This is a genomic window from Kribbella sp. ALI-6-A (assembly GCF_001984195.1).
Lineage (GTDB): Bacteria > Actinomycetota > Actinomycetes > Propionibacteriales > Kribbellaceae > Kribbella.
The window spans coordinates 620,474-644,720 of sequence record NZ_MTQN01000010.1 but is presented as its reverse complement, the minus strand read 5'-3'; the positions used below and the strand labels follow the sequence as shown (position 1 = coordinate 644,720).

Annotated in this window: 26 protein-coding genes; 7 read left to right on the top strand and 19 right to left on the bottom strand. The window is 70.0% G+C overall.

Annotated features, from left to right (window positions below; translation table 11 throughout):
* Positions 1-9 precede the first annotated feature (9 nt).
* Positions 10-687 (top strand): O-methyltransferase, encoded by a 678-nt coding sequence (locus BWI15_RS17445; RefSeq protein ID WP_077015452.1) that lies wholly within the window; start codon positions 10-12, stop codon positions 685-687.
* A 10-nt stretch (positions 688-697) separates the two neighbouring features.
* On the opposite strand, the gene BWI15_RS17440 is transcribed toward BWI15_RS17445, so the two are convergent.
* From BWI15_RS17440 to glgC, 8 genes are read right to left on the bottom strand one after another with little or no spacing between them, the layout of a single operon-like run.
* Positions 698-1,429, bottom strand: a complete 732-nt coding sequence (locus BWI15_RS17440; RefSeq protein WP_077015451.1) for an alpha/beta hydrolase family protein — start codon at positions 1,427-1,429, stop codon at positions 698-700.
* Positions 1,426-2,421, bottom strand: a complete 996-nt coding sequence (locus BWI15_RS17435; RefSeq protein ID WP_077015450.1) for an amidohydrolase family protein — start codon at positions 2,419-2,421, stop codon at positions 1,426-1,428. Before BWI15_RS17435 ends, BWI15_RS17440 begins: the two co-directional genes overlap by 4 nt.
* Positions 2,421-2,939 (bottom strand): 3-hydroxyanthranilate 3,4-dioxygenase, encoded by a 519-nt coding sequence (locus BWI15_RS17430; protein ID WP_077015449.1) that lies wholly within the window; start codon positions 2,937-2,939, stop codon positions 2,421-2,423. The genes BWI15_RS17435 and BWI15_RS17430 overlap by 1 nt, the downstream gene beginning before the upstream one ends.
* 2 nt (positions 2,940-2,941) lie before the next feature.
* A complete protein-coding gene (locus BWI15_RS17425) occupies positions 2,942-3,361 on the bottom strand; it encodes a RidA family protein (RefSeq protein ID WP_077015448.1) in 420 nt (139 codons plus the stop codon).
* Entirely contained in the window at positions 3,358-4,863 is a 1,506-nt protein-coding gene (locus BWI15_RS17420) for a 2-hydroxymuconic semialdehyde dehydrogenase (protein WP_077015447.1), read from the bottom strand. The genes BWI15_RS17425 and BWI15_RS17420 overlap by 4 nt, the downstream gene beginning before the upstream one ends.
* Entirely contained in the window at positions 4,860-6,167 is a 1,308-nt protein-coding gene (locus tag BWI15_RS17415; protein ID WP_077015446.1) for an FAD-dependent oxidoreductase, read from the bottom strand. The genes BWI15_RS17420 and BWI15_RS17415 overlap by 4 nt, the downstream gene beginning before the upstream one ends.
* A 10-nt stretch (positions 6,168-6,177) precedes the next feature.
* Positions 6,178-7,473, bottom strand: a complete 1,296-nt coding sequence (gene kynU / locus BWI15_RS17410; protein WP_077015445.1) for a kynureninase — start codon at positions 7,471-7,473, stop codon at positions 6,178-6,180.
* On the bottom strand, positions 7,470-8,732 hold the full coding sequence (gene glgC / locus BWI15_RS17405; RefSeq protein ID WP_077015444.1) for a glucose-1-phosphate adenylyltransferase: 1,263 nt from the start codon (positions 8,730-8,732) through the stop codon (positions 7,470-7,472). Before glgC ends, kynU begins: the two co-directional genes overlap by 4 nt.
* A 65-nt stretch (positions 8,733-8,797) precedes the next feature.
* On the opposite strand from glgC, the gene BWI15_RS17400 reads away from it, so the two are divergent.
* From BWI15_RS17400 to BWI15_RS17390, 3 genes are all read left to right on the top strand, one after another.
* Positions 8,798-9,334, top strand: coding sequence for a GNAT family N-acetyltransferase (locus BWI15_RS17400; protein WP_077015443.1), 537 nt, complete (start codon positions 8,798-8,800; stop codon positions 9,332-9,334).
* Positions 9,335-9,349: 15 nt separating this feature from the next.
* Positions 9,350-10,507, top strand: a complete 1,158-nt coding sequence (gene glgA / locus BWI15_RS17395) for a glycogen synthase (RefSeq protein ID WP_077016046.1) — start codon at positions 9,350-9,352, stop codon at positions 10,505-10,507.
* 124 nt (positions 10,508-10,631) lie between these two features.
* Positions 10,632-11,498, top strand: a complete 867-nt coding sequence (locus BWI15_RS17390; RefSeq protein WP_077015442.1) for an oxidoreductase — start codon at positions 10,632-10,634, stop codon at positions 11,496-11,498.
* A 102-nt stretch (positions 11,499-11,600) separates the two neighbouring features.
* Here BWI15_RS17390 and BWI15_RS17385 read toward each other — a convergent pair whose 3' ends face one another.
* Both BWI15_RS17385 and BWI15_RS17380 read right to left on the bottom strand, forming a co-directional pair.
* Complete coding sequence (locus BWI15_RS17385) at positions 11,601-13,118, bottom strand: leucyl aminopeptidase family protein (protein ID WP_077015441.1); 1,518 nt, start codon at positions 13,116-13,118, stop codon at positions 11,601-11,603.
* A 147-nt stretch (positions 13,119-13,265) separates the two neighbouring features.
* Positions 13,266-13,433, bottom strand: coding sequence for a DUF3117 domain-containing protein (locus BWI15_RS17380; RefSeq protein WP_012923066.1), 168 nt, complete (start codon positions 13,431-13,433; stop codon positions 13,266-13,268).
* A 182-nt stretch (positions 13,434-13,615) separates the two neighbouring features.
* Between BWI15_RS17380 and BWI15_RS17375 the strand changes: the two genes are divergently transcribed.
* On the top strand, positions 13,616-14,431 hold the full coding sequence (locus BWI15_RS17375; protein WP_077015440.1) for a PaaX family transcriptional regulator: 816 nt from the start codon (positions 13,616-13,618) through the stop codon (positions 14,429-14,431).
* Positions 14,432-14,464: 33 nt separating this feature from the next.
* Positions 14,465-15,256 carry an enoyl-CoA hydratase/isomerase family protein gene (locus tag BWI15_RS17370; RefSeq protein WP_077015439.1) on the top strand — a complete coding sequence of 264 codons (792 nt, stop codon included), beginning with the start codon at positions 14,465-14,467 and terminating at the stop codon, positions 15,254-15,256.
* 7 nt (positions 15,257-15,263) lie between these two features.
* On the opposite strand, the gene BWI15_RS17365 is transcribed toward BWI15_RS17370, so the two are convergent.
* The 6 genes from BWI15_RS17365 to BWI15_RS17340 all read right to left on the bottom strand — a co-directional run bounded on the left by BWI15_RS17365 (position 15,264) and on the right by BWI15_RS17340 (position 20,110).
* Complete coding sequence (locus BWI15_RS17365; protein ID WP_077015438.1) at positions 15,264-15,824, bottom strand: DNA-3-methyladenine glycosylase I; 561 nt, start codon at positions 15,822-15,824, stop codon at positions 15,264-15,266.
* Positions 15,821-16,717: a DivIVA domain-containing protein gene (locus BWI15_RS17360; RefSeq protein WP_077015437.1), complete on the bottom strand. Its 897-nt coding sequence runs from the start codon at positions 16,715-16,717 to the stop codon at positions 15,821-15,823. Before BWI15_RS17360 ends, BWI15_RS17365 begins: the two co-directional genes overlap by 4 nt.
* A 111-nt stretch (positions 16,718-16,828) precedes the next feature.
* Positions 16,829-17,704 carry a TIGR00730 family Rossman fold protein gene (locus BWI15_RS17355; protein WP_077015436.1) on the bottom strand — a complete coding sequence of 292 codons (876 nt, stop codon included), beginning with the start codon at positions 17,702-17,704 and terminating at the stop codon, positions 16,829-16,831.
* Between the two features lie 54 nt (positions 17,705-17,758).
* Complete coding sequence (gene dapE, locus BWI15_RS17350; protein WP_077015435.1) at positions 17,759-18,820, bottom strand: succinyl-diaminopimelate desuccinylase; 1,062 nt, start codon at positions 18,818-18,820, stop codon at positions 17,759-17,761.
* Positions 18,820-19,518 carry a VOC family protein gene (locus BWI15_RS17345; RefSeq protein WP_077015434.1) on the bottom strand — a complete coding sequence of 233 codons (699 nt, stop codon included), beginning with the start codon at positions 19,516-19,518 and terminating at the stop codon, positions 18,820-18,822. The genes dapE and BWI15_RS17345 overlap by 1 nt, the downstream gene beginning before the upstream one ends.
* 4 nt (positions 19,519-19,522) lie before the next feature.
* On the bottom strand, positions 19,523-20,110 hold the full coding sequence (locus BWI15_RS17340) for a CGNR zinc finger domain-containing protein (RefSeq protein ID WP_077015433.1): 588 nt from the start codon (positions 20,108-20,110) through the stop codon (positions 19,523-19,525).
* Between the two features lie 94 nt (positions 20,111-20,204).
* On the opposite strand from BWI15_RS17340, the gene BWI15_RS17335 reads away from it, so the two are divergent.
* A complete protein-coding gene (locus BWI15_RS17335; RefSeq protein ID WP_077015432.1) occupies positions 20,205-20,867 on the top strand; it encodes a maleylpyruvate isomerase family mycothiol-dependent enzyme in 663 nt (220 codons plus the stop codon).
* Positions 20,868-20,901: 34 nt separating this feature from the next.
* Here BWI15_RS17335 and BWI15_RS17330 read toward each other — a convergent pair whose 3' ends face one another.
* The 3 genes from BWI15_RS17330 to BWI15_RS17320 all read right to left on the bottom strand — a co-directional run bounded on the left by BWI15_RS17330 (position 20,902) and on the right by BWI15_RS17320 (position 24,009).
* Entirely contained in the window at positions 20,902-21,699 is a 798-nt protein-coding gene (locus tag BWI15_RS17330) for a carbohydrate ABC transporter permease (RefSeq protein WP_077015431.1), read from the bottom strand.
* Positions 21,689-22,576 (bottom strand): carbohydrate ABC transporter permease, encoded by an 888-nt coding sequence (locus BWI15_RS17325; RefSeq protein ID WP_077015430.1) that lies wholly within the window; start codon positions 22,574-22,576, stop codon positions 21,689-21,691. The genes BWI15_RS17330 and BWI15_RS17325 overlap by 11 nt, the downstream gene beginning before the upstream one ends.
* 68 nt (positions 22,577-22,644) lie before the next feature.
* The gene (locus tag BWI15_RS17320) at positions 22,645-24,009 is read right to left on the bottom strand and encodes an ABC transporter substrate-binding protein (protein ID WP_083750828.1); all 1,365 of its coding nucleotides are present in this window, start codon (positions 24,007-24,009) and stop codon (positions 22,645-22,647) included.
* Between the last annotated feature and the right edge of the window lie 238 nt (positions 24,010-24,247).

Sequence of the window (24,247 nt, the reverse complement as noted above, 5' to 3'; positions counted from 1 at the left end):
TTTCGAGAGATGAGGACTGCAGCGGCGAGACATTGGGAGGGCATCATCGCCACCGGCATCGATCCCGCGTCCTGGGCCTACGCCGAGGACTACACCGGTGAGACCGAGGCGGTCACCGGTGCCCGGGCGAGCGCCGCCGACAGCGGAGTGTCCGCGATCGGGCCCGGCGCCGCCTCCGCGCTGAGCGTGCTGGCCGCGGCCGTCGGCGCCAAGGCGGTGGTCGAGATCGGCACCGGCACCGGCGTGTCCGGCCTCGCGCTGCTGCGCGGCATGCGCCCCGACGGCACCCTGACCACGGTCGACATCGACGCCGAGAACCAGCGCCTGGCCCGCAAGACCTTCCTGGACGCCGGCGTCCCCGCGAACCGCTTCCGCCTGATCGCGGGCTCCGCGCTGGACGTCGTCACCCGCCTCACCGACGGCCACTACGACCTGGTCTTCTGCGACGCCGACAAGCGCGAGTACACGGCGTACCTGCACGAGGCCCTGCGCCTGCTCCGCCCCGGCGGCGTCGTCGCCTTCGACAACGCCCTGCACGGCGGCCGCGTCGCCGACCCGTCCCACCGCGACCCCGACACCACCGCCGTCCGCGACCTGCTCCGCGCCATCCGCGACGACGACGACCTGGTCTCGGCTCTCCTCCCCGTCGGCGACGGCCTACTGGCCGCGGTCAAGCGCGCGGAGTGACTGAGCCCGCTCAGTCGTGGTGACCAGTGAGACGAGTGATCTCGTTGGTCACCGTGTGCCAAGCCTCTGACTCCGGATCGATGAGTTCGTAGTGGCCCACGCCGGCCAGACGGTCGAGTCTGGCGGTGGGGTGGGCGATGAAGTAGGACTCCGAGAGCGACAGCGGGACGCGCTGGTCGCGGGTGCCGTGGATGAGGGCTACCGGGGCGATCGGGGCCGGGAGGTGCGTGGGGTCCAGGTCGTTGCGGACGCCGGAGCCGATGAAGGCCTGGACGGCGCCGTCGTCGAGCATGAGTTGGTCGGCGAGCAGGAGGTTGGCGACTGGGGCCAGGGCGACCACGCCGCGGAGCTGTACCGGGTTGAGGGTCGCGGCGGCCCACAGGGCCAGGTGGCCGCCGGCTGAGTGGCCGACGAGGACGTAGCCGGCGTGCAGGTCCATCAGGCCGGGCAGGCGGTCCAGCGCCTCGCGGATGTCGCTGGTCGTGATGTCGGGCTGGCCAGGGACCCGCCGGTACTCCAGGGACGCCACCGGCCAGCCTTCCGCGGCGAGAGCCTCGGCAAGAGGGCGCGCGTGGGTGCGGTCGTAGTCCGGGCGCCAGAAACCGCCGTGCACGAAAACGACGGCCGGGCGGTACTCCTTGGCGTGCCACACGTCGATCACCTGGTCGGCGTCGGCGCCGTACCGGAGCTGGTCGTCGGGTTCGCCCGCCTCGCGGGACAGGATGCTGCGGTCCTCGGTCATCCGGACCTCCCCAGGTAACGCATCGCGTTCGCGGACAGCAGCTTGTGCCGTTGCCCGTCGGACAGGAAGTCGGCCTTGCGCACCACCTCTCCGGCCGGCCGCTCACCCAACGGGTACGGGTAGTCACTGCCGACCATCACTCGATCCTCACCCAGCGTGTCGACCAGCAGCCGCAGCGGGGCTTCGTCGAACACCACGGTATCGGCAAAGAACCGGTCCAGATAGTGGCTCGGGGCATGCATCGACCGGCCGCGGACGACGTCGCCGCGGCGGTGCCAGGCGTTGTCGAGCCGGCCGAGCCAGAACGCGAAGCTGCCACCGCCGTGCGCGAAGCAGATCCGCAGCTGCGGTGGCAAGCGGTCGAAGGCGCCGCCGAGGATCATCGCGAGCAGGGACAAATGGGTCTCCGCGGGCATCCCGGTCAGCCAGCGGGCCATCCAGCGATCGAGCCGCGGCCCGCCGGGCATGTCCCACGGGTGCACCAGGACGGGGGCACCGACCTCGGCACAATGGGTGAGGAAGGCAACGATCCCGTCGTCGTCCAGGTCGCGATCGCCGACATGGTTGCCGATCTCGACGCCGACGTGCCCGGCCGCCAGGCAGCGGTCGAGCTCCTCGCACGCCGCGTCCGGATCCTGCAGCGGAACCTGGCAGAACGGCACGAACCGCTCCTGGCCTGCCAGCGTCTCCAAGGTCAGGTCGTTGAAGATCCTGGCCAGCTTGACCGCCTGATCGGCCGGCCGGTCGTACCCGAAGAACACCGGCGTCGGCGACACCACCTGCAGATCGATGCCGTCGGCATCCATGTCGGTACGCCGTACCGCCGGATCCCAGGCCTGCGGCCCGATCGGCCGGAACTCGGTCTCGCCGACCATGATCATCGCGGCCCGCTCGGAGTCGATCCGCAACCACGGCCAGCCCTCACCGCCACACGCGACCGAGAGATCCGGCCAGCCCTTCGGCACCAGATGCGTGTGGACGTCGACCGCCATCAGGCTTTGCCGGGATGCAGCGTGCCGCACTCAGGGCACGTCCGGGCGTCCTCGCTGTCGTAGAAGGCCTGGAAGACCGGCGGCAGGTCCGCGACGATGTCGGTCACCTGCAGCTCGACCTCGTGCACGATCGCGTTGCAGTTGGCGCAGTACCAGCGGAACTTCTCCAGCACCCCCGGCTCACGAACCCGCTCGATCACCAGGCCGATCGAGTCCGGCCCACGCTGCGGCGAGTGCGGCATGGAACGCGGCAGCACCCACATCTCCCCCGCGTTGACCTCGACGGTCGCCGGGCCGTCCTCGGTCATCACGTTGACCCGCAACTCACCCGAGATCTGGTAGAAGAATTCTTCGTACGGGTCGACGTGGAAGTCGGTGCGCTGGTTCGGCCCGCCGACCACCATCGTGATGAAGTCGTCGCCGGTCGGGAACATCTGCTTGTTGCCGACCGGCGGCTTCAGCAGGTGCTTGTTGTCTTCCACCCACTGCGGAAAGTTCGTCGACTCCAAGTTCGCCATCGTCAGCTCCTCTGTTCGGGAACGGCTGCTACCGCTTGGATCTCGATCAACAGCTGCGGATGCGGCAACTGGTGCACCGCGACCGTCGTCCGGGCCGGCCCGGTCTCGTCGAAGAACTCGCCGTACACCTCGTTGTACCCGCCGAAGTCGTTCATCGACACCAGGTACGTCGTGACGCTGACCAGGTCCTCCAGCCCGGCACCGACCGAGGCGAGAATGTCCCGGATGTTGTCCAGCACGGCCCGCGTCTGCACCCGGATGTCCAGCGACACCGTGCCGAGCTCGTCCACCGAAGCCCCGGCGATCGTGTTGTCCGGCCGCCGGCTCGACGTGCCCGACACGTACGCGAACCCACCCGCCACCTTCACATGCGGAAACCGCCCCCGCGGAACCGCCTTGCCGGCCACAACTTTCGACCTCATGTCAGCTCCACACAAACGTTGGTGAGATCCGAGTAGAAGTCGACCGAGTGCGTGCCGCCCTCGCGGCCCAGACCCGACAGCTTCATACCGCCGAACGGCGTGCGCAGGTCCCGTAGGAACCACGTGTTGACCCAGACCAGACCGACGTCCAGCGCGGCACCCGAGCGGTGGGCGCGGCCGACGTCGCGGGTCCACACGGTCGCCGCCAGCCCGTACCTGCTGTCGTTGGCCAGGGCGAACGCCTCGTCCTCGGTGTCGAACGGCGCGATGTGGCAGATCGGTCCGAACACCTCCTCGGTGTTCGTCCGGGCGTCGGCGGGCAGACCGGTCACGACCGTTGGTTGCACGTAGCAACCGTTGTCGCGGGCGTCGCCGAACGACGGGACGCCGCCGCCGGCCAGGACCGTAGCGCCTTCCTCCCGCGCCAGCTCGTAGTAGGACAACACCTTCGACCGGTGCTCGGGCGAGATCAGCGGCATGTTCACGGTCGCCTCGTCCGAGGGCCAGCCGAAGGCCAGCGCGTCGGCCGCCGCGGCCAGGCGGGTGCAGAACTCGTCGTAGACCGGGCGTTCGACGTACAGGCGTTCGGTGCACAGGCAGACCTGGCCGCCGTTGGTGAAGACCGACCGGACCGAACCGGCGATCGCCGCGTCCAGGTCGGCGTCGGCGAAGACCAGCCCGGCGTTCTTGCCGCCGAGCTCGAAGGAGACCGCCTTCACGCCGTCCGCGGCGGCCTTCGCGATCGCGGACCCGGTCGCGGACTCGCCGGTGAAGGTGATCGCGTCGACGCCGGGATGCGTGGTCAGGAACTCCCCCGCCGACGACGGGCCGAAGCCGTGCACGAGGTTGAACACCCCGTCCGGTACGCCGGCCGCGGCCATCACCTCGGCGAGCACGGTCGCCGACGCCGGGGTCTCCTCGGACGGTTTGACCACCACCGTGTTGCCGCAGGCAAGCGCGGGGGCGACCTTCCAGGTGAGCAGCAGCAGCGGCAGGTTCCAGGGCACGATGATCGCGACGACGCCGGCCGGCTTGCGCACCGCGTAGTTGAGGGCGCGCCGGCCGTCGGGCAGCGTGGTCGTGTACGACTCGGTCGGCGTGGTGGTCGCGAAGTCGGCGAAGGCGCGGAAGTTGGCGGCGCCGCGCGGGATGTCGAGGGTGCGCGCCTGGCTGATCGACTTGCCGGTGTCGCCCACCTCGGCGGCGACCAGGTCGTCGAACCGGCGTTCCAGCTCGTCGGCGACCCGGCGCAGGACGACGGCGCGCTCCTGCTCGCTCATCCGCCCCCACGGGCCCTTCAGGGCGGCTCGCGCGGCACCGACCGCCGCGTCGACGGTCGACGCGTCCGCCTCGCAGACGTCGAAGATGTGCGCACCGGTGACCGGGCTCACCTTGGCGAACGTCGAGCTGCTCTCGACGAACGAACCGTCGACGAAGTTGCGCAGCAGCCCGGGTTCACCGGGATCGCCGGTGAGCAACTCGGGCCGCCAGAGAGTGGTCATCGTGATCTCCGAATCAGTGCTCGGGTGGTGGCGACGACAGCGCCGAGGCCGAGCGCCACGGCGGCGCCCAGCGCTTGGTGCTGCCGGCGAACCCGCCGCCGGACTTCGGCGTACGGCGTGGTGGTGAAGCTGACCAGCTCGTACCGGGAGACGTACCGGCCGGGCAGCAGCCGTTCCACCGCGTGCTCGACCTGTTTGCCGAACCGGAAGACCGGCGAGGCGACCTTGTCGCGCATCTCGACGAAGTTGGCCAGCGCCATCTCGGCGATCGCCTCGGTGTTGTCCCGGCGACGGGCCTCGAACAGCGGCAGCGCCCGGGCCCAGGAACCGCCGGTGTCGTCCAGGCAGCGGTCCAGCGCGACCACGTCCTCGAAGGCGCAGTTCGCGCCCTGGCCGTAGAAGGGCACGATCGCGTGCGCGGCGTCGCCGATCAGCGCGGTGCGGCCGTGCGCCTGCCACGGATGGGTGTGCACGGTGCCGAGTACGCCGACCGGGTTGTTCAGGTAGTCGTCCGCCAGAGAAGGGGCCAGCGGCAACAGATCGGGGTAGTGCTCGCCGAAGTACCGCTCGATCTGCAACGGCGTGGTCAGCGCGTCGAACGACCCCGCGGGCCAGAACAGCGTGCAGGTGAAGGACCGATCCGGGTTCGGCAGCGCGATCATCATCGACGTCCCACGCGGCCAGATGTGCAGCGCACCGGGATCCAGCGCGAACTCCCCGTCCGCCGCCGGGATCGACAACTCCTTGTACCCGTAGTCGAGGAAGTCGACGTCGTCCACCACCGACCCGTCGGCCACCAACTGCCCGCGCACCGCCGACCCGGCACCGTCGGCCCCCAGTACGACGTCCGCCCGCACCTCGACCAGCCCGGCCGGCGTCTCGAAGCCGAGCACTCCACCGGCCGAGTCGAGCGAGACCAGCTTGTGTTCGAAGACGATCTCCACGCCCGGCGCCTTCTCGGCCGCGTCCAGCAGCGCGTTGTTCAGCGCGCCGCGGCTGATCGAGTTGATCGCCCGGTCCTGCGAGGCGCTGTAGGCCTGGAAGTCCAGCGGCCCTTCGACCGGGTGGATCATCCGCCCCTTCATCGGCAGCGCGTCGGCCATCACCTCGTCGTCCAGGCCGATCCGCCGCAGCGCGTCGAGCCCCCGTTCGGAGATCGCCAGGTTGATCGACCGCCCGCGCTCGGCCTGCCCGGTGCGCGGATCGGGCCGCCGCTCGTACAGGGTGACCGGCAGGCCTCGCCGGGCCAGGAAGCAGGCGAGCAGACTGCCCGTCAGCCCGGCTCCAACGATCGCGACAGTCATCTGGCCTCCGTCAGTCGGTCTCGGGTACGGCGGCCGCCAGGGCCCGGGCCGCACGCCAGCAGTCGTGGTGAAGCGAGTACAACGGCACCGGCGCCAGCCGTACGACGTCCGGCTCGCGCGCGTCGGCGATCACGCCGTACTCGAAGCGCAGGGTCTTGCACAGCTCCCCGGCGCGTAGCCCGCCGCCGACCCGGATCGACAGCTGAGCACCTCGCCGGGCCGGATCGGACGGCGTGATCACCGTCAGCGGCCGCGTCGGGGTGATCTCCGCGAGCAGCCGCTCCAGGTACGCCGTCAGCCGCAGGCTGCGCTCCCGCAGCACGTCAACGCCGATCCGGTCGAACAGCTCCAGCGACGTACGGACCGGGCTCATCGCGAAGATCGGCGGGTTCGACACCTGCCAGGCATCGGCCGAGCGCGGCGGACGTGACTCCGGCGCCATCTCGAACCGCGTGGCCGGCTCGGTGCTCCACCAGCCCTCGAACCGCGGCAGGTCGCCGCCGTGGTGCCGCTCGTGCACATAGGCGCCGGCGAGCGCGCCCGGTCCGGAGTTCAGGTACTTGTACGAGCACCAGGCGGCGAAGTCGACGTCCCAGTCGTGCAAGTGCAGCGGAACGTTGCCCGCGGCATGCGCCAGGTCCCAGCCGACCACCGCGCCGGCGGCGTGCCCCGCGGCCGTGATCGCCGGGATGTCCATCAGCTCGCCGGTCAGGTAGTTGACGCCGCCGAGCAGCACGAGCGCGACGTCCGGGCCGAGCTTGCCGACCACGTCCTCGGTCCGCAGACAGTCCTCGCCGTCGCGCGGCCGGAGCCGGACGATCGCGTCATCAGGATCGAGGCCATGGAAGCGAGCCTGCGACCGGACCGCGTAGCTGTCGGACGGGAAGGCCGAGTCCTCGATGACGATCCGATACCGCTCGGCGGTCGGGCGGTAGAACGAGACCATCAGCAGGTGCAGGTTGACGGTGAGGGAGTTCATCACCACGGTCTCGCTCGGCAGTGCTCCGACGAGACGGGCGGCGGGCCCGGTCAGCAGTTCGTGGTACGGCAACCAGGGCCGCTCGGCCTCCAAGTGGCCCTCGACGCCGAGCGTGGCCCAGGCGTCGAGATCGGCGAGCAACTCGGTCCGGGTCGCCTTCGGCCGCAGCCCGAGCGAGTTGCCCGCGAAGTACGCGACCTCCGGATACGTCCCCCCGTCGGCCGCCGGTACGTCGAACAACTCCCGCTGCCCGGGATCCGCGGCGTCGAGCGCGAGCGCCTCGGCCTCACTGCCAGGCGTGGTCCGGCCCGCGTCCTCGGCGGTCACGCCTCGGCGACCTCTTCCGGCGCGTCGGCGGCGAGCGGTTCCACCACCTGGCCCTTGCCGAGCACGGTGACACCGCCCTTGGACACGGTGAACCCGCGCTGCCGGTCGTGATCGGGATCGACACCGATCTGGACGCCATCCGGCACCACCACGTTCTTGTCCAGGATCACGTTCTTCAGCGTCACGTTCCGGCCGATCCGGCAGTTGTCCATGATCACCGAGCGCTCGATCGTGGCGCCGGCCGAAACGACCACGTTGGTCCCGAGCACCGAGTGGTCCACACACGCCCCGGACACGATCGACCCCTGACAGACGATCGACTCGCCGACCGTGGCGTTGTCGGTGAACTTCGGACCGGGCAGCTGCGGGTGCGAGGTGAAGATCGGCCAGTCGGAGTTGTAGAGGTTGAACACCGGCTGGATCGAGACCAGGTCCATGTGGGCCTCGTGGTACGAGTCCAGCGATCCCACGTCGCGCCAGTACGAGCGGTCCCGGTCCAGTGCGCCCGGGACATCGTTGTCCTTGAAGTCGTAGACCCCGGCCTTGCCCTCGGCAACCAGCATCGGGACGATGTCGCCGCCCATGTCGTGCCGCGACGCCGGGTTGGCGGCGTCCTTGCGCAGCGCCTCGACCAGTACGTCGGCGCTGAACACGTAGTTGCCCATCGAGGCGAACGTCTCGTCCGGCGAGTCCGGCAGCCCCGGCGGGTCGGCCGGCTTCTCCAGGAACTCCGCGATCGTGTGGCCGTCCTCGCCGGTCTTGATCACGCCGAACTCCGAGGCCTCGACCCGCGGCACCCGGATGCCGGCGACGGTGACGCCGTTACCGCGTTCGATGTGCGCCGCGACCATCTGGGAGGCGTCCATCCGGTACACGTGGTCGGCGCCGAACACCACGATGATGTCGGGCTGGAAGTCGTCGATCAGGTTCATCGACTGGTAGATCGCGTCCGCGCTGCCCTGGTACCACTGCGGGCCGAGCCGCTGCTGGGCCGGCACACAGGTGACGAAGTTGCCCAGGAACGTCGACATCCGCCAGGTGACCGTGACGTGCCGGTCCAGCGAGTGCGACTTGTACTGGGTCAGCACGCACAGGTTGCGGTACCCGGCGTTGACCAGGTTCGACAGCACGAAGTCGATCAGGCGATAACTCCCGCCGAACGGCACAGCCGGTTTGGCCCGGTCCGCCGTGAGCGGCATCAGCCGCTTCCCCTCGCCACCGGCCAGCACGATTCCGAGCACTCTGGGAGCCTTCGCCATGTCCGCACCTTAGCCGGGCTTCCCCCTTCGCAATAGACGCTTGCGAGTGTCGCCACACTGAGTACATGCCAACCCTCGTCGAGCCCACCGCTGCCGTTCACCGATCGTTCCTCGCAGCCTGGGACGAGTTGGAGCCGGAAGAGGAACGGTGGATGGGCGCGCACGCGCTCGACGAGGACTGGAACCGGGCCCAGGCCGAGGACCCCGCGGAGTTCGCCAGGCTGGTCGACGCCATCAAGTCGGAGGCCGACGAGACCCTCGAACTCCCGCCCGGCCTGGTCCACCAGACCGTGCTCTGGTTCACCGACGGCGACGAGTGGCTGGGGCGCCTGTCCATCCGCCACGACCTGACTCCCGCGCTGCTCGAGCTCGGCGGCCACATCGGGTACGTCGTACGGCCGTCCGCCCGGCGCCAGGGCCACGCCACCGCCATGCTCGCCCAAGCTCTTCCGATCGCCGCCGAGCTCGGCATCGACCCGGCCCTGCTCACCTGCGACGCCGACCACGACGCCTCCCGCAAGGTGATCGAGGCCGCCGGCGGCGAGCTGGAGGACGAGCGCCACGGCAAGTTGCGTTTCTGGGTGCCCACAAAGGTCAGCTGATCTATGGTCGGGGGCATGAAGGTCGGCATCCTGACGCGTGAGTACCCTCCGGACGTCTACGGCGGGGCAGGTGTGCACGTGGACTTCCTGGTCCGCGAGCTGCGCCGGCTCGTCGACGTGGACGTGCACTGCATGGGCGAGCCCCGGCTGGGCGCGACCGCCCACTCCGAGGAGGACGAGCGGCTGGCCACGGCCAACGCCGCACTCCGGGTGCTGTCAACCGACCTGACGATGACCGCCGGAGTCGGCGACAGCGAACTGGTGCACTCCCACACCTGGTACGCGAACATGGCCGGCCACTGGGCCAAGCTCCTGTACGGCGTACCGCACGTCGTGACCGCGCACTCGCTGGAGCCGCGGCGGCCGTGGAAGGCCGAGCAGCTCGGCGGCGGCTATCGGCTGTCGAGCTGGGCCGAGCGGACGGCGTACGAGGCGGCGGACGCCGTCGTCGCGGTCAGCCGCGGCATGCGCGACGACGTCCTGGACTGCTACCCGAGTGTCGACCCGGCCAAGGTGCACGTGATCTCGAACGGGATCGACGCCGAGTTCTACCATCCCGATCCGGCCACGCACGTGCTCGACCGGCTCGGTGTCGACCTGAACCGGCCGTACGTCACGTTCGTCGGCCGGATCACCCGGCAGAAGGGCGTGCCGCACCTGCTCCGCGCCGGGCTGCAGCTGGATCCGTCGGTGCAGCTGGTGCTGCTCGCCGGCGCGGCGGACACGCCGGAGCTGAAGGCCGAGACCGACGCCCTGATCGACGAGCTGAAGGCGGCCCGGGACGGCGTGTTCGTGGTGTCGGAGATGCTGCCGCGCGAGGACGTCCGGCAGGTGCTCACGCACGCGCTCGCGTTCTGCTGCCCGTCGGTCTACGAGCCGCTCGGCATCGTGAACCTGGAGGCGATGGCCTGCGAGACCGCCGTCGTCGCGAGCGCGGTCGGCGGCATCCCCGAGGTCGTCGACGACGGCGTCACCGGCACCCTCGTCCGGTACGACGAGAACGACGTGCCCACCTTCGAGCGGCAGCTTGCCGAGGGCATCAACGAACTGGTCGCCGACCCCGCCAAGGCCGAGGCGATGGGCAAGGCCGGCCGCGCCCGCGCCGTCTCCGAGTTCGGCTGGGACGCGGTCGCGGACCGGACCGTCGAGCTCTACCGCTCACTGCTGAGCTGAACCGCCGGCCTCCCGAAACAGCCTGTGCCCTGCCAGTCCCAGGACCGGCAGGGCACTGTCAGTTGTGCCCGGGCCGACGAAGAGTGGAGGTGGGCAGACAGCCCGACCCAGCGAAAGGCACACCATGAGCAACAACGTTCCCGGCGGCGCTCTCCGGCTCGCCGACGACCTCGTCATCAGCCGGATGGGCTACGGCGCGATGCAGCTGGCCGGACCGGGGGTCTTCGGTCCGCCGAAGGACCGTGACCAGGCCATCGCCGTCCTGCGGACCGCGGTCGAGCTCGGGATCACCCACATCGACACCAGCGACTTCTACGGGCCGACCGTCACCAACGAGATCATCAAGGAAGCGCTGCATCCTTACCCGTCCGAGCTGAAGATCATCACCAAGGTCGGCGCCCGGCGCGGGCCCGACGGCAGCTGGAACATGTCCCGCGACCCCGCCGACCTGCAGGCTCAGGTCCGCGAGAACCTCGAGCACCTCGGCGTCGACACCCTGGACGCGGTGAACCTCCGGATGGGCTCGCCCGAGGGACCGATCGAGGAGTCGCTCGCCGAGCAGTTCGGCGCGCTGGTGGAGCTGCAGAAGCAAGGCTTGATCCGGCACCTCGGCCTGAGCACGGTCACCGCGAACCAGCTGTCCGAGGCGCAGGCGATCGCACCGGTCGTCACCGTGCAGAACCTCTACAACTTGGCCAACCGCCAGGACGACGCTCTGGTCGACCTGTGCGCGGCGGAGAACATCGCCTTCGCGTCGTACTTCCCGCTGGGCGGCTTCACCCCGCTGCAGTCCGGCACGCTGACCGACGTCGCCCGGCGGCTCGACGCCACGCCCCAGCAGGTCGCCCTGGCCTGGCTGTTGCAGCGCTCCGCCACCAGCGTCGTCATCCCCGGCACGTCGTCGGTCGCCCACCTGCGCGAGAACGTCGCGGCCGCCGACCTGGTGTTGCCGGAGGACGCGATCGCCGAACTGGACACCATCGGGAGCTGAACACCCACCACTCACCAAGCAGGTTCAGCCGGCCCGGATGACGATCAGCCGAGCGTGCACGGAGTACTTCGACCGAGGTTGGTGAGTGGTGGGCGTCCGCCCTCAGCGGATACCGGCGAGCGGGTCGTCCGACGTGAGCCAGGTGGTGAGCAGCCGCGCGCCAGCGCCGGTGGCGCCGATCGAGTACTCGTACTCGTCGCGCGGGGACTCGGCGATGCTCGACAGGTCGAGGTGGGCCCACGGCACGTCGCCGGCGAAGTTCTTCAGGAACAGCGCGGCGGTGATCGAGCCGGGACCCTTCGAGCTGTTCACCGAGTCGGCGAGCGGCGTCGAGATCAGGTCGGCGTACTCGTCCGGCAGCGGCATCCGCCACAGGCGCTCGCCGGAGACCTCACCGGCGGCGCCGAGCCGGGCCGCCAACGCGTCGTCGGTGGCGAACAGGCCGCCGTACAGCATGGAACCGAGCGACACCTTGATGGCGCCGGTCAGCGTCGCGACGTCGACCATCGCGTCCGGCTTCAGCTCCTTCACGGCGTACGCGAGACCGTCGGCCAGGACCAGCCGGCCCTCGGCGTCGGTGTTCTTCACCTCGGTGGTCCGGCCGCCGTAGTGACGGATCACGTCGTCGGGCCGGTACGCCGTGCCCGACGGCATGTTCTCCGCGGCGCAGACCAGGCCGGTGACCCGGACCTTCGCGCCGAGCTCGCGCAGTGCGGACATCGTGGCGATCACCGAACCGCCGCCGGTCATGTCGCGCTTCATCGAGACCATCGACTCGCGCGGCTTCAGCGACAGGCCGCCGGTGTCGTAGGTAATGCCCTTGCCGACCAGTACGACGTACGGCGTGTCCGGGCCGGCGCCGTCCGGGGTGTAGTCGATCCGGATCAGCCGCGGCGGCCGGGTCGAGCCCTGACCGACCGCGAGGATGCCGCCGAACCCGTCGGCGGCGAGCTTCTTCTCGTCCCAGACCGTCACCTCGAGTCCGCCGTGCGCGGCCAGCTCGGTCGCCCGGGCGGCGAGCCAGGCCGGGTCCTTCTCGTTCGACGGGGTGGTGGCGTACTGGCGCGCCAGCCAGCCGGTCCGGCCGATCACCAGGCCGCGGTCGACCGGCGCGGACCGGTCGGCGTCCGAGCCGTCGGTCAGCGTGATCCGGCCGGCCACCGGCAGGCCCGGGTCGACGGTCTTGCGGTGGAACGTGAACGAGCCGAGCACGAGCCCCTCGGCGAAGGCCTGCAGGCCCGCGCTGTCGATGCCCTCGGCAACAAGTGTGGTGAGTTCGTCCTTGCCGCGACCGAACCGGGCGATGGCCGCTCCGGCGTGCCGCAGCTCGGCCGGCGTACCGGATCCGGCGCCGGCCAGCAGCACCTCGGTCACCTCACCGGACAGCAACGGGTACGCCGCGGTGGCGCCGGCCGCCGGGCTGAAGCCGGTGTCGCGGTGCACCTCGAGCAGCCGCTCCAGGTCGATCCCGAGCCGCTCGCCGGCCTCCTTCGCGGCGGCGGGCAGACCGGCCTCGCCGACCACGACGACCCAGCTGGGCGCACCGTGGACAGGGAGCCCGGGCTGCCAGGCGACGGCCGGCAGATTCGGAAAGACGTTCTTGGCGCTTCGGCGAGCCACAGGGGACCTCACTGGGTTGATCAAACCTGTCAGATATTTCCGGACTTTACTTCCCAGGCGGAAGTAACAACCCCGGTGGGTGCCGGGATCCGGCACCCACCGGGGTTGTCGATCGAAGGGTGCGCAAGGCGGCACCCCGGGGATCACCTAGCCGACCACGGCCTTGAGCGCGTTCCCCAGCTCGGTCGCCTCATCCGCGTTCAGCTCGACGACGAGCCGACCGCCGCCCTCGAGCGGAACCCGCATCACGATGCCCCGGCCCTCCTTGGTGACCTCGAGCGGACCATCGCCCGTCCGCGGCTTCATCGCCGCCATGCGCGCACCCCTTCCCTCATCGGATACTGTCCTCATCGGTTTTGAGCGACGACACCGCGCGGTGTCCGTCGCCGGCGCCACGCGGTGATGCGCCGTCGGCGCGTTATCGCAGTGTGTGTATCAGGACCCATTATCCCCGATCCGAGGCCAGAGCCGCGCACCATACGGCAGACTCAGGTCTCGTGCACGCCCGATCAGCCCTTTTCGACCTCTACGGCGACCACCTGCGCGCCCGCGGCGCGCGGGCTCCCGTGGCTGCCCTGGTGCGGCTGCTCGCGCCGCTGGGCGTGCAGCCGCCGGCGGTCCGCACGGCCGTGTCGCGGATGGTCCGGCAGGGCTGGCTCGAACCGGTCCGGACCGACGGCCAGCCCGGGTACGCGTTGACCACCCGGGCACGTCGCCGGCTCGACGACGCGGCGGTCCGGATCTACCGGACCGACCAGGCCGGCGACGGTTCGGACGCCGCCCCGGCGGCCGGCGGATGGGATCGGCACTGGCATCTGTGCATCCTGCGCGAGGTGCCGAACGCTCGTCGCCGTGAGCAACTGGTGAGCCAACTTTCCTTCCTGGGTTGGGCTCCGCTGTCCGACGGCGCCTGGGTCGGGCTGCGCAACGACACCGAGGTCGACCAGATCCTGGCCGCCGAAGGGATCGCCGCGGACCGGTTCCGCGCGCCGGTCGACAACGACGCGGTGGCCTTCGCCCGGCGGGTCTGGAAGCTCGACGAACTGGGCGCCGCGTACGACGCCTGGCTGGTCGAGGCGACGGCTCTGGTGGCGAAGGCCGACGGCGAGGTGAGCGACGAACAGGCGTTCGCCGTACGGTCGGAACTGGTGCACGAATGGCGCAAGTTCCTGTTCGTCGATCCGGGCCTTCCGGCCGAGCTGTTGCCGGCCGATTGGGCCGGTGCGCGGGCCGCGTCGTTCTTCGATTTTCACGCCGCGCGGCTGAGCCACGCGGCCGGGCGTTTCGTCGACAACTGCCTGACTGTTCACTGACCTTTCCGTACCGAGCGTTGGGAGCCGGCAACGATGAGTGACTCTGTGGTGTACGACGTGACCGAGGGCGTCGGCACGATCAGGCTGAACCGACCGGACGCGATGAACTCGCTGGACACCGCGACGAAGGTCGCGCTGCGAGACACGGTCCGGTCAGCGGCCGAGGACCCGGCGGTCCGGTGCGTCGTGCTGACCGGCACCGGCCGGGCGTTCTGTGTCGGGCAGGACCTGAAGGAGCACATCGGGCTGCTCGAGGCAGGAGACCTGGACGCGCTCTGGTCGACGGTGCCCGACCACTACGCCCCGATCGCGATGGCGCTGGCCGAGATGCCGAAGCCGGTGATCGCGTCGCTGAACGGCGTGGCGGCCGGCGCGGGCGCGTCGATGGCGTTCGCCTGCGACTTCCGCGTGGTGGCCGACACGGCCGGCTTCAACCTGGCCTTCACCGGCATCGCGCTGTCCTGCGACACGGGGATCTCGTGGACGCTGCCCCGGCTGATCGGCCAGGCGAAGGCGACGGAGCTGCTGTACTTCCCGCGGACGATTCCTGCTACCGAGGCGTTGACGCTGGGGCTGGCGACGAGCGTCGTACCGGCTGCTGAGCTGGAGGCTGCCACCGCGGAGCTGGCATCGAAGCTGGCCGCTGGTCCTACGCAGGCGTACGGCGCGGTGCGTCAGTCGCTGGCGTACTCGGCGTCGCACACGCTGGAGGAGTCGCTGGCGTTCGAGGCCGGCAAGATGCAGGCGACCGGCAGCACCGAAGATCACCGCAACGCGGTGGCTTCGTTCGTCGCGAAGCAGAAGCCGGTGTTCGAAGGCAAGTGAGCCGCGGTCAGCGCGCGATGCAGTCGGCCAGGTGGTCGTTGACGATCCCGGTCGCCTGCATCAGCGCGTAGGCGGTCGTCGGGCCGACGAACACGAAGCCCTTCTTCTTCAGCGCCTTCGCCATCGCGACCGACTCCGGGGTTGTCGCCGGGACGTCGGCCAGCGTCTGCGGTACCGGCTGCTGGTCGGGCTGGAACGACCAGAGCAACTCCGTCAGCTCCCCCGGCGCGAGCTCCAGCAAGGCCCGGGCGTTGGTGATCGTCGCGTTCACCTTCGCCCGGTTCCGCACGATCCCGGTGTCGCCCATCAGCCGGGCCCGGTCGTCGTCCCCGTACGCCGCGACCACCACCGGGTCGAACCCGGCGAACGCGCGCCGGAAGTTCTCCCGCTTCCGCAGGATCGTGATCCACGACAGCCCCGACTGGAAGCCCTCCAGCGTCATCCGCTCGAACAACCCGCGGTCGTCGCGGATCTCCCGGCCCCACTCGTCGTCGTGGTAGGCGACGTACTCCGGTGCCGAGACCGCCCAGTCGCACCGGGGCCGACCGTCGGCCCCCAGCACACTCACCGAGCTTGGCGCCGAACCACGTCGGGCGCCGCGCTGTGCCGACCGCGGGGAGCGGTCCCTGCTTCGTCTGGCTCGCCGTCGGTTGCTTCGGCGCTGCCTTGGTGGGTGGTCTCGGGATCGGCAGCCGCCGGCTCGGTGTCCGGCGTCTGCTCCGGTACGGCGGCCTGCTGCGTCCCCAGCTGGTCCAAGGTCGCCGAGTACTCGTCGACCTGCCTGATCGGGTACTCGTCCGCCGACGTGTCCTTCGGGGACTCGTCAGGCGACGGCAGGGCCGGGTCAGGCGGGAGGACCGGCTCCGGCTCGGGTTCTGGCGGGAGCGTGGGCTCGGGCTCGCGCGGCAGTCCGGGCTCGGGCTGCGGGAGCACCGGGTCCGGCGGCAGGACGGGCTCGGGCTGGGAACCTTCGGTCTGCGCCGACGTGGCCGGGTGCTCCGGCAGCAGCTCGGGCTGCAGGTCCGCGGTTGCTCCCGCGGGCAGGCCGGGCTCCGGCTGGGGTTCGGGGGCCGGGAAGTCGCCGCCGACGAGGATCGGCTTCTGGTAGCCGGTGTCGTCGAAGTCGGACAGGTCGTACTCGGTCCGCGACGTGAAGCCGGCGCCTTCGGGGCCGTGCAGGATCGGGGTGACCGCGCGTTCCAGGTCGGCGATCCGGCGGTCGCGTTCGGCGACCTCGCGGCCGAGGCGCTCCAGCAGGTTGTCGACCTCGTCCATCCGGTAGCCGCGCAGCGCGACCGCGAACCGGGTGGTCGCGATGTCGTCGGACGACAGCGCCTGACGAGCGGGTACGGACACGTCCGGCCGGTCGTCGTACGCCGTGCTCATCCCGCCCCAGCGCCCGGAGGCGACCACGGCGACAGCCCCGATCAGTACGACGACAACCAGCCCGAAGAACCACATCACGGGACCGATCGTGCCACGCCGGGGTGTACCCGCGCACAATCGGCGGGCATTTCCGTCCCCCGGACCGCACTCGGCACCGCCGGACCCACGGATCCAGCGGCCGGGCCGTCAGCTGCCGTCCGAGCCCAGCCGGTGCTGCTCGCGCCGCTCCCGCGCCTCGGGATTGTCGGCCTGGGCCACGTCGTGCGCGGCGGCGGCCGCGGCCTCCTCGGCGGCGGCGTCGGCCATCTCACCGGCCTTGACGATGTAGCTGACCGCCTCGTCGACGTCGTCGGTGATCGTGAACATGTCCAGGTCGGCCGCCGAGATCTTGCCGTCGGCAAGCATGGTCTCGCGCAGCCAGTCCGCCAGCCCACCCCAGTACGACGTACCGAACAGCACCACCGGGAACGACGTCACCTTGCGGGTCTGGGCCAGCGTGAGCGCCTCGAACAGCTCGTCCAGCGTGCCGAACCCGCCGGGCATCACCACGAAGCCCTGCGCGTACTTGACGAACATCGTCTTGCGGGTGAAGAAGTACCGGAAGTTCATCCCGATGTCGACCCACTCGTTCAGGCCGTTCTCGAAGGGCAGCTCGATGCCGAGCCCGACCGACACCCCGCCGGCCTCGGAGGCGCCCTTGTTGGCCGCCTCCATCACGCCCGGCCCGCCGCCGGTGATCACCGCGTAGCCGGCGTTGACCAGCTTGCGGCCGAACTCCTCCGCCGCGGCGTACATCGGGTCGTCCGGCCTGGTCCGCGCCGAGCCGAACACGCAGATCGCCGACCCGAGCTCGGCGAGCATGCCGAAGCCCTCGATGAACTCCGACTGGATCCGCAGCACCCGCCACGGGTCGGTGTGCACCCAGTCCGACGGGCCACGGCTGTCCAGCAGCCGCTGCTCGGAGGTGGACTGCTGCACCTGGTTGCGCCGCATCACCACCGGTCCCCGCTGCTGGGACTGTGCCCGCTGCTGGGGACGGTCGGGATGGATCGAATCTGCCATGGCTCCAGATTAGTGCGGGCCACGGACACCGGCGGGCGCCACCGCGCCGCCGACTCAGGCTGTCAACCAGGTCCTCAGCCGCTGTTCACACTGCTCGATCTCCGCCTCCGGCACGTACTCCTCCTGTTTGTGCGCGAGCAGCGGATCGCCCGGTCCGTAGTTCACCGCCGGGACACCGAGCAGCGTGAACCGCGCCACATCGGTCCACCCGAACTTCGGCTGCGGCTCTCCCCCGACGACCTCGAGGAACGCCGCCGCCGCGGGCCGCTGCAGCCCCGGCAGGCCACCCGGCGCGGAGTCGGTCACCACCACGTCGTACCCCTCGAAGACCTCGCGCAGGTGCGCCTCCGCCTCGGCCTCGGACCGGCTGGGCGCGAAGCGGTAGTTGACGGTCACCGTGCACAGGTCCGGCACGACGTTGCCCGCGACGCCGCCGCTGATCGCGACCGCGCTGAGCCCTTCGCGGTATTCCAGCCCGTCGATCGGCACCCGCCGCGGCTCGTACGCCGCCAGTCGCGCGAGCACGTCGCCCGCGGCGTGGATCGCGTTGCTGCCCATCCAGGAGCGGGCCGAGTGGGCGCGTTCGCCGTGGGTGGTGATCTCGATCCGCATCGTGCCCTGGCAGCCGGCCTCGACGACGGCGTTCGATGGCTCCATCACGACCGCGAACACGCCGTCGAGCAGTTCCGGATTCGACTGCGACAGCTTGTACAGACCGTTGCGCTCGGCTTCGATCTCCTCGCAGTCGTAGAACACGTAGGTGACGTCGCGGTTCGGCTCGGCCAGCGTCGCGGCCAGGCGGAGTCCGACCGCGACCCCGCCCTTCATGTCGCACGCCCCGAGCCCGTGGATCAGCCCGTCCGCGCGCCGCGCCGGCAGGTTCGCGTTCAGCGGCACGGTGTCCAGGTGCCCGGCGATCACGATCCGCTCGTCGCGGCCCAGATCGGTCCGCGCGACCACGGTGTTGCCGTGCCGGAACACCTTCAGATGCCCGTACGCCGACAACGCCGCCTCGACCGCGTCCGCGATCTCCTGCTCGGTCCCACTCACCGACGAGATGTCGACGAGTGCGGCCGTGAGATCGGGTCCGGACTGAGAGAGGTCGAGCTCGGCCATCAGTTGTCCTTGGTCGTCGGCAGGAACACGCAGAATTCGTTGCCCTCCGGATCGGCGCAGACATGCCAGCCGATCTCGTCGTCCTGGGCGCGCAGCAGTGTCGCACCCGCGTCGAGCACCGGCTGCAGGGCGTCGGCGGTGACGTCCCAGTGGATCCGGTTCTTCACCGTCTTCGGCTCCGGCACCGAGATGAACACCCAGTACTTGAACGGCAGCCCCGGCACGTTCTCCAGCCAGCAGTACGGCTTGCCGTCCTCCTGCCCGAGATCCCCGCCGACGACGCGCTGCCACCACCGGGCCTGCCCCTCCGGGTCGGCGGAGTCGACCACCACCTCCATCAACCGGTACGCCGGAACGCTGTCCCGCGGGAACCCGCAGAGCTCGCCACCCTCCGGGTCCTCCATCACCGCCCAGCTCTGCTCGTCGGTGATCGGCGACTGCATCGTCGCGCCGAGCTTCTCCAATGCAGCGATCGACTCGGTGTGCACGTCCAGGTGCACCCGCTGCTTCACCGTGCGCGGCTCGGGCACCGGGTTGATCCAGACCGTCTTCGCCGGTGAGTCACCGCGCAGCGGCACCGGCTCGTCGGCCGGGTGATCCGCCGGAGCCGCCAACCCCAGCACCTTGCCCCAGAACTCGGCCATCGGACCGACGGAGTTCACGTCCACACACAAGTCTTTGAACCGAGCGATACTCATCGGCTCAGGTTAGTGGGTTCGATTTCCGGTAGTGGCGGTTGACGCGTTCGCGGTTGCCGCAGGTCGGGGAGCACCAGGTCTGGCGGGGATCGGCCTGCAGGAAGTACCGCACGCACCGCGCCGCCGGGCAGGCACGCAGGCGGACCAGGTCGGGTCCGGTGAGGAAGTCGATCGCCGACCGCGCCACCGCTCCGGTCAGCAGGCGCACCGGATCGGCGCCGCGAGGCGACCAGGCGATCGTCGGCGTCGTCGCGTCGTCCAGCCAGCTCAGCTGCGGCGTGCCGAGGTAGTCGGCGGTCCGATTGAGTCGCCGCAACGCAGCGTCGGGATCCAGCGGCGCGGCGACCTCGGCCCGAGGCAGAGGCGCCGGCCGAACAACCCGGGCGAACAGGTTCCGCACCACCACCCGCAAGTCGATCAGCACCGGCCCGGCGGCTGAGGGTGAAGGGGTGGCAGGCCCTCCGAGGACCTCCGCGACCGACGGTGCGGTGCGCTCCAGCCACGCCTGAACGCCCGCGTCGTCGGCGAGCGTGTCGAGCAGACCGCCGTGGCCGTCGTGGCGGACGGTGGCGGCGAGTTCGAGGGCGAGCACGGGGTGAGTCTAATGGGAATTCTGGTTGCTGCCATGTGATCTCGTCCTCTAGGGTCCTAACGACAAATCACAGATCTTCCGTTAGGGAGTGCCCATGCTGAAGCCCGAGGTGCCGGCCGCGGTCGCGCGGTTGAACGACGTACTGGCCGGAGTCGACGAGGCGACGGTCCGGGAACCGTCGGGCCTGCCGGGCTGGTCGCGGGCGCACGTGATCGCGCACCTCACGAACTTCAGCGACGCGATGACGCGGCAGGTCGACGAGGCGCGCGAAGGCCGGCTGGTCGAGTTCTACGACGGCGGCATGCCGGCTCGGAACGCAGGCATCGAGACCGGTTCCACCCGATCGGCCGAGGAACTGAAGCAACAGGTCGCGCGGGCGACAGCGGGTCTGCTGGCCGCGTGGGAGAAGGTCGACGACTGGAGCCGCCCGGTGACCCACCGCAACGGCACGCTCGCCGACACCGTCTACACCGGCTGGCGCGAGATCACGATCCACACGGCCGATCTGGGGCTCGACCACGCGACGGTCGGCGACTGGTCACAGGAGTTCTGCCTGCACCTGCTCGACTTCCTGCGCCCGCGCGTTCCGGAGGGGACGCGGTTGGTGCTGCAGGCGCCCGGCGTCCGCTGGGAGCACGGCGAAGGCGACGAGCGGGTGATCGAGGGCGAGCTCACCGACCTGGCCGCCTGGATGGCCGGCCGGCAGCCCCGAGGGCCCGTGACGGGAAAGCTCCCGGAGCTGTCGCCCTGGCCGTGACACCTACGTGCCCCACATTTCAGGACGGGATCTCCTACTTCAGGCCGGTCGTCTTCATCGCGTCGACCAGGCGTTTCTGGCCGGCGACGAACACGACGACGGTCGGGATCGCCGCGATCACCGCGGCGGCGAGGATCAGGTTCCAGGCCGAGGCGTACTGGCCCTGCAGGCCGGAGATGCCGAGCTGGACCACCCGGAGGTCCGGGTTGCGGGTGATGGTCAGCGGCCAGAGGAACGCGTTCCAGTTGGCCAGGAAGAACAGCACCGACAGCGACGCCAGGACCGGGCGGCTGAGCGGCAGGATGACGCTCCAGTAGCGGCGCCAGTACCCGCAGCCGTCCAGGTCGGCGGCCTCCTCCAGCTCGCGCGGGATGTTCAGGTAGTACTGGCGCAGCAGGAAGATGCCGAAGGCATGGAAGATGCTCGGCACGATCAGTCCGGCGTAGCTGTCGAGCAGGTTGAGCTGCTTGGCGACCAGGAACAGCGGGACCAGGATCACCGGCAGCGACACCAGCAGCGTCGACATGATGCCGGAGAAGATGATGCCGCGGCCGGGGAAGCGCAGCCGGGCCAGTGCGTAGGCCGCCATCGAGTGGAAGAACAGCGCGATCACGGTCACCGCGACCGAGACGATCGCCGAGTTCAGCAGGAACCTGGGCAGCGGGAACTTCAGCAGCACGTACTGCAGGTTGTCCAGCGTCCAGCTCGACGGCCAGCCGAACGAGAAGACGTCCTCGGCCGGCTTGAGCACGCTGAGCAGCACCCACAGCAGCGGTGCGACGGCGATCAGGGCCAGCAGATGCGCCAGAACGGGGAAGAACCTAGTCCTCATCGAAACGGCCTCCCTTCGTGAAGGCGAACATCAGGCCGGTGCAGAGCACGAGAATCGCCACCACCACGGTGGTCAGCGCCGCGGCGTACCCGAGGTTGTTGAAGGTGAAGGCCTGCTCGTAGATGTAGAGCACGACCGTGCTGGTGGCCCGGGCCGGGCCGCCCTTGGTGAGCACGAAGACCAGGTCGAAGGCCTGCAGACCGGTGACCGCGCCGATGGTCGAGTTGACCACGACGAAGAAGCTGGTCGGCCGCATCAACGGCCAGATCACGAACCGGAACCGCTGCCAGGCCGACGCACCGTCGATCTGCGCGGCGTCCTCGAGCTCCTTCGGCACGTCCTTCAGTCCGGCCAGCAGAACGAGCATCTGGTAGCCCATCACGAACCAGACGCTGATCACCACGTAGGTGCCGAGGGCAAGCGACGGCGTACCGAGGAACGACACGTCGCCCAGCCCGAACGGCGCCAGCAGCTTCGACACCGCGCCGCGCTTGTCGACCAGCAGGAACTGCCAGATCAGACCGACCACGACCAGGCTGACCACGTGCGGCAGGAAGAACGCCGACCGGACCCAGCCGATGCCGCGGAAGTGGTTGCGGACCAGCATCGCCAGCCCGAAGCTGATCACGAACGCGATCGGCACGAAGCTGACCACGTAGATCGCGGTGACCTTCAGCGACGCCCAGAGCTGGTCGTCGCCGCCCATCAGCCGGTAGTTGGCCAGGCCGACGTACTGGTAGTTGCCGAACCCGTCGACCTTGAAGAACGCGACGCCGAGCGCGAGCACCATCGGCACCGCGACGAAGGCGAGCAGGCCGAGCAGGTCCGGCGCCAGGAACGCGTACGCCGCCAGCGCTTCGCGCCGTTTGCGGGTCATCGGGGTCTTGGGGGCCGCCGGTGGCCTACGCACCGGGGGCTTGGACGGGGGCGCTGTCGTGGTGGCCATCAGCTGATGGGCGCGCCCTGGTAGGTCTTCAGGAACGTGTCGATCCGCTCGGCCGCGTCAGCCGCCGCCTTGGCCGGGTCGGACCCGTTCAGCTGGCAGGCCTGGATCGCGTCGGCGATCGGCTGGTAGACCTCCGGTGGGAACCGCGGCTCGGGCCGGCCGGTCGGCGCGATCTCGTCGACGAACTGCTTCAGCACACCCTGCTCGAACGCGCCCTTGGCGTCGGCGGCCTGCTGGACCGACTTGCGCGGCGGCACGTTGGTCTTGACCACGGTGTTCCACTGCCGCTGCCGTTCGATGCCCTCGGCATCGGTCGAGCCGAGCGCCCAGGTGATGAACTTCGCCGCCGCCTCGGGGTTCTTGCCCTTGGAGTTGGCCACGAACGCCCAGCCACCGAGGTCGGTGGCCGGCTTGCCGCCGGGCGGCGTCGGCAGCGGGATGATGCCGTACTTGAACTTCGGCGCCTTGGCCCGCATGTCGGCGACCGCCCAGATCCCGCTCTGCTGCAGCGCGACCGCGCCGGAGCCGAGGTTGGACACGACGTCACCGCCGCCGTCTCCGAGCGCCTTGCGCGGGGCGACCTTGTTCTGGATGGTGTCCTTCCAGAACTTCAGCGCCTGTACGGCGGCCGGCGAGTCGAAGGCGACCTTGCCGTCCTTGATCGGCGTACCGTCGCCCTGCCACAGGAACGGGTACCAGGTGAAGTTCTGGTAGTAGCCGGGCAGCGTCTCGAACATCACGCCGTACCGGTCCTTGCCGGTCAGCTTCTCGGCCACCGCGAGCGTCTGCTCCCAGGTCTTGGGCAGGTCCGCCTCGGACAGACCGGCCTTGGTGAAGGCGGCTTCGCTGTAGTACATCGCCAGCGGCTCGATCTCCATCGGCAGGCCGTAGACCTTGCCGTCGACCGACCGGGCCTCCAGCAGGCCGGGCAGGTAGTCGGCCTTCGCCTCGTCCGGCAGCGCCGGGGACAGGTCCTGCAGCACGCCGCCGTTGGCGTAGCGCAGGAAGTCGCCGGGACTGATCAGGAAGATGTCCGGGCCCTCGCCGGACTGGAAGGCGGTCTGCAGGGTGGTCCCGTTCAGGTAGTCCTTGCCGGGGATGTAGCGCAGCTTGACCTTGACGTCGTTGTTGGCGTTCCACTGCTCGGCCACGTCGACGAACCACTTGCTCTGCGGACCGCCGTCGTCGGAGGGACCGTAGAAGTTCCAGAACGACATCTCCTTGCCGTCGCCTCCGCTGCCGCCGTCACCTCCGCATGCGGTCAGCAGGGGGCCGCCGATCGCGGTCGCGGCCAGGGCGCCGAGACCGCCGCGCAGCACGGAACGCCGGCTCAGCGGCCTTGACAGGGAGGGGGTTGCGGGCATCGAGGGCTCCAGGGGTAGCGCACCGGCGGCGATCTTCGGGAAATGGGCAATCGATTTCTCGCAATCTACGAGTGGTGGTCGGAACGGTCAAGACCACAACGGCCACGAGTTTGACCGGACATGGCAACAGGCCTTGTTTTGCTCGGGTTGCAGGCGTTGACACTGCGTCCGGCCGCTGCCTACGCTTCGGAAATCGATTTCTGACATGAGACCGGAAAGCGGGTCGAGGATGCCAGTA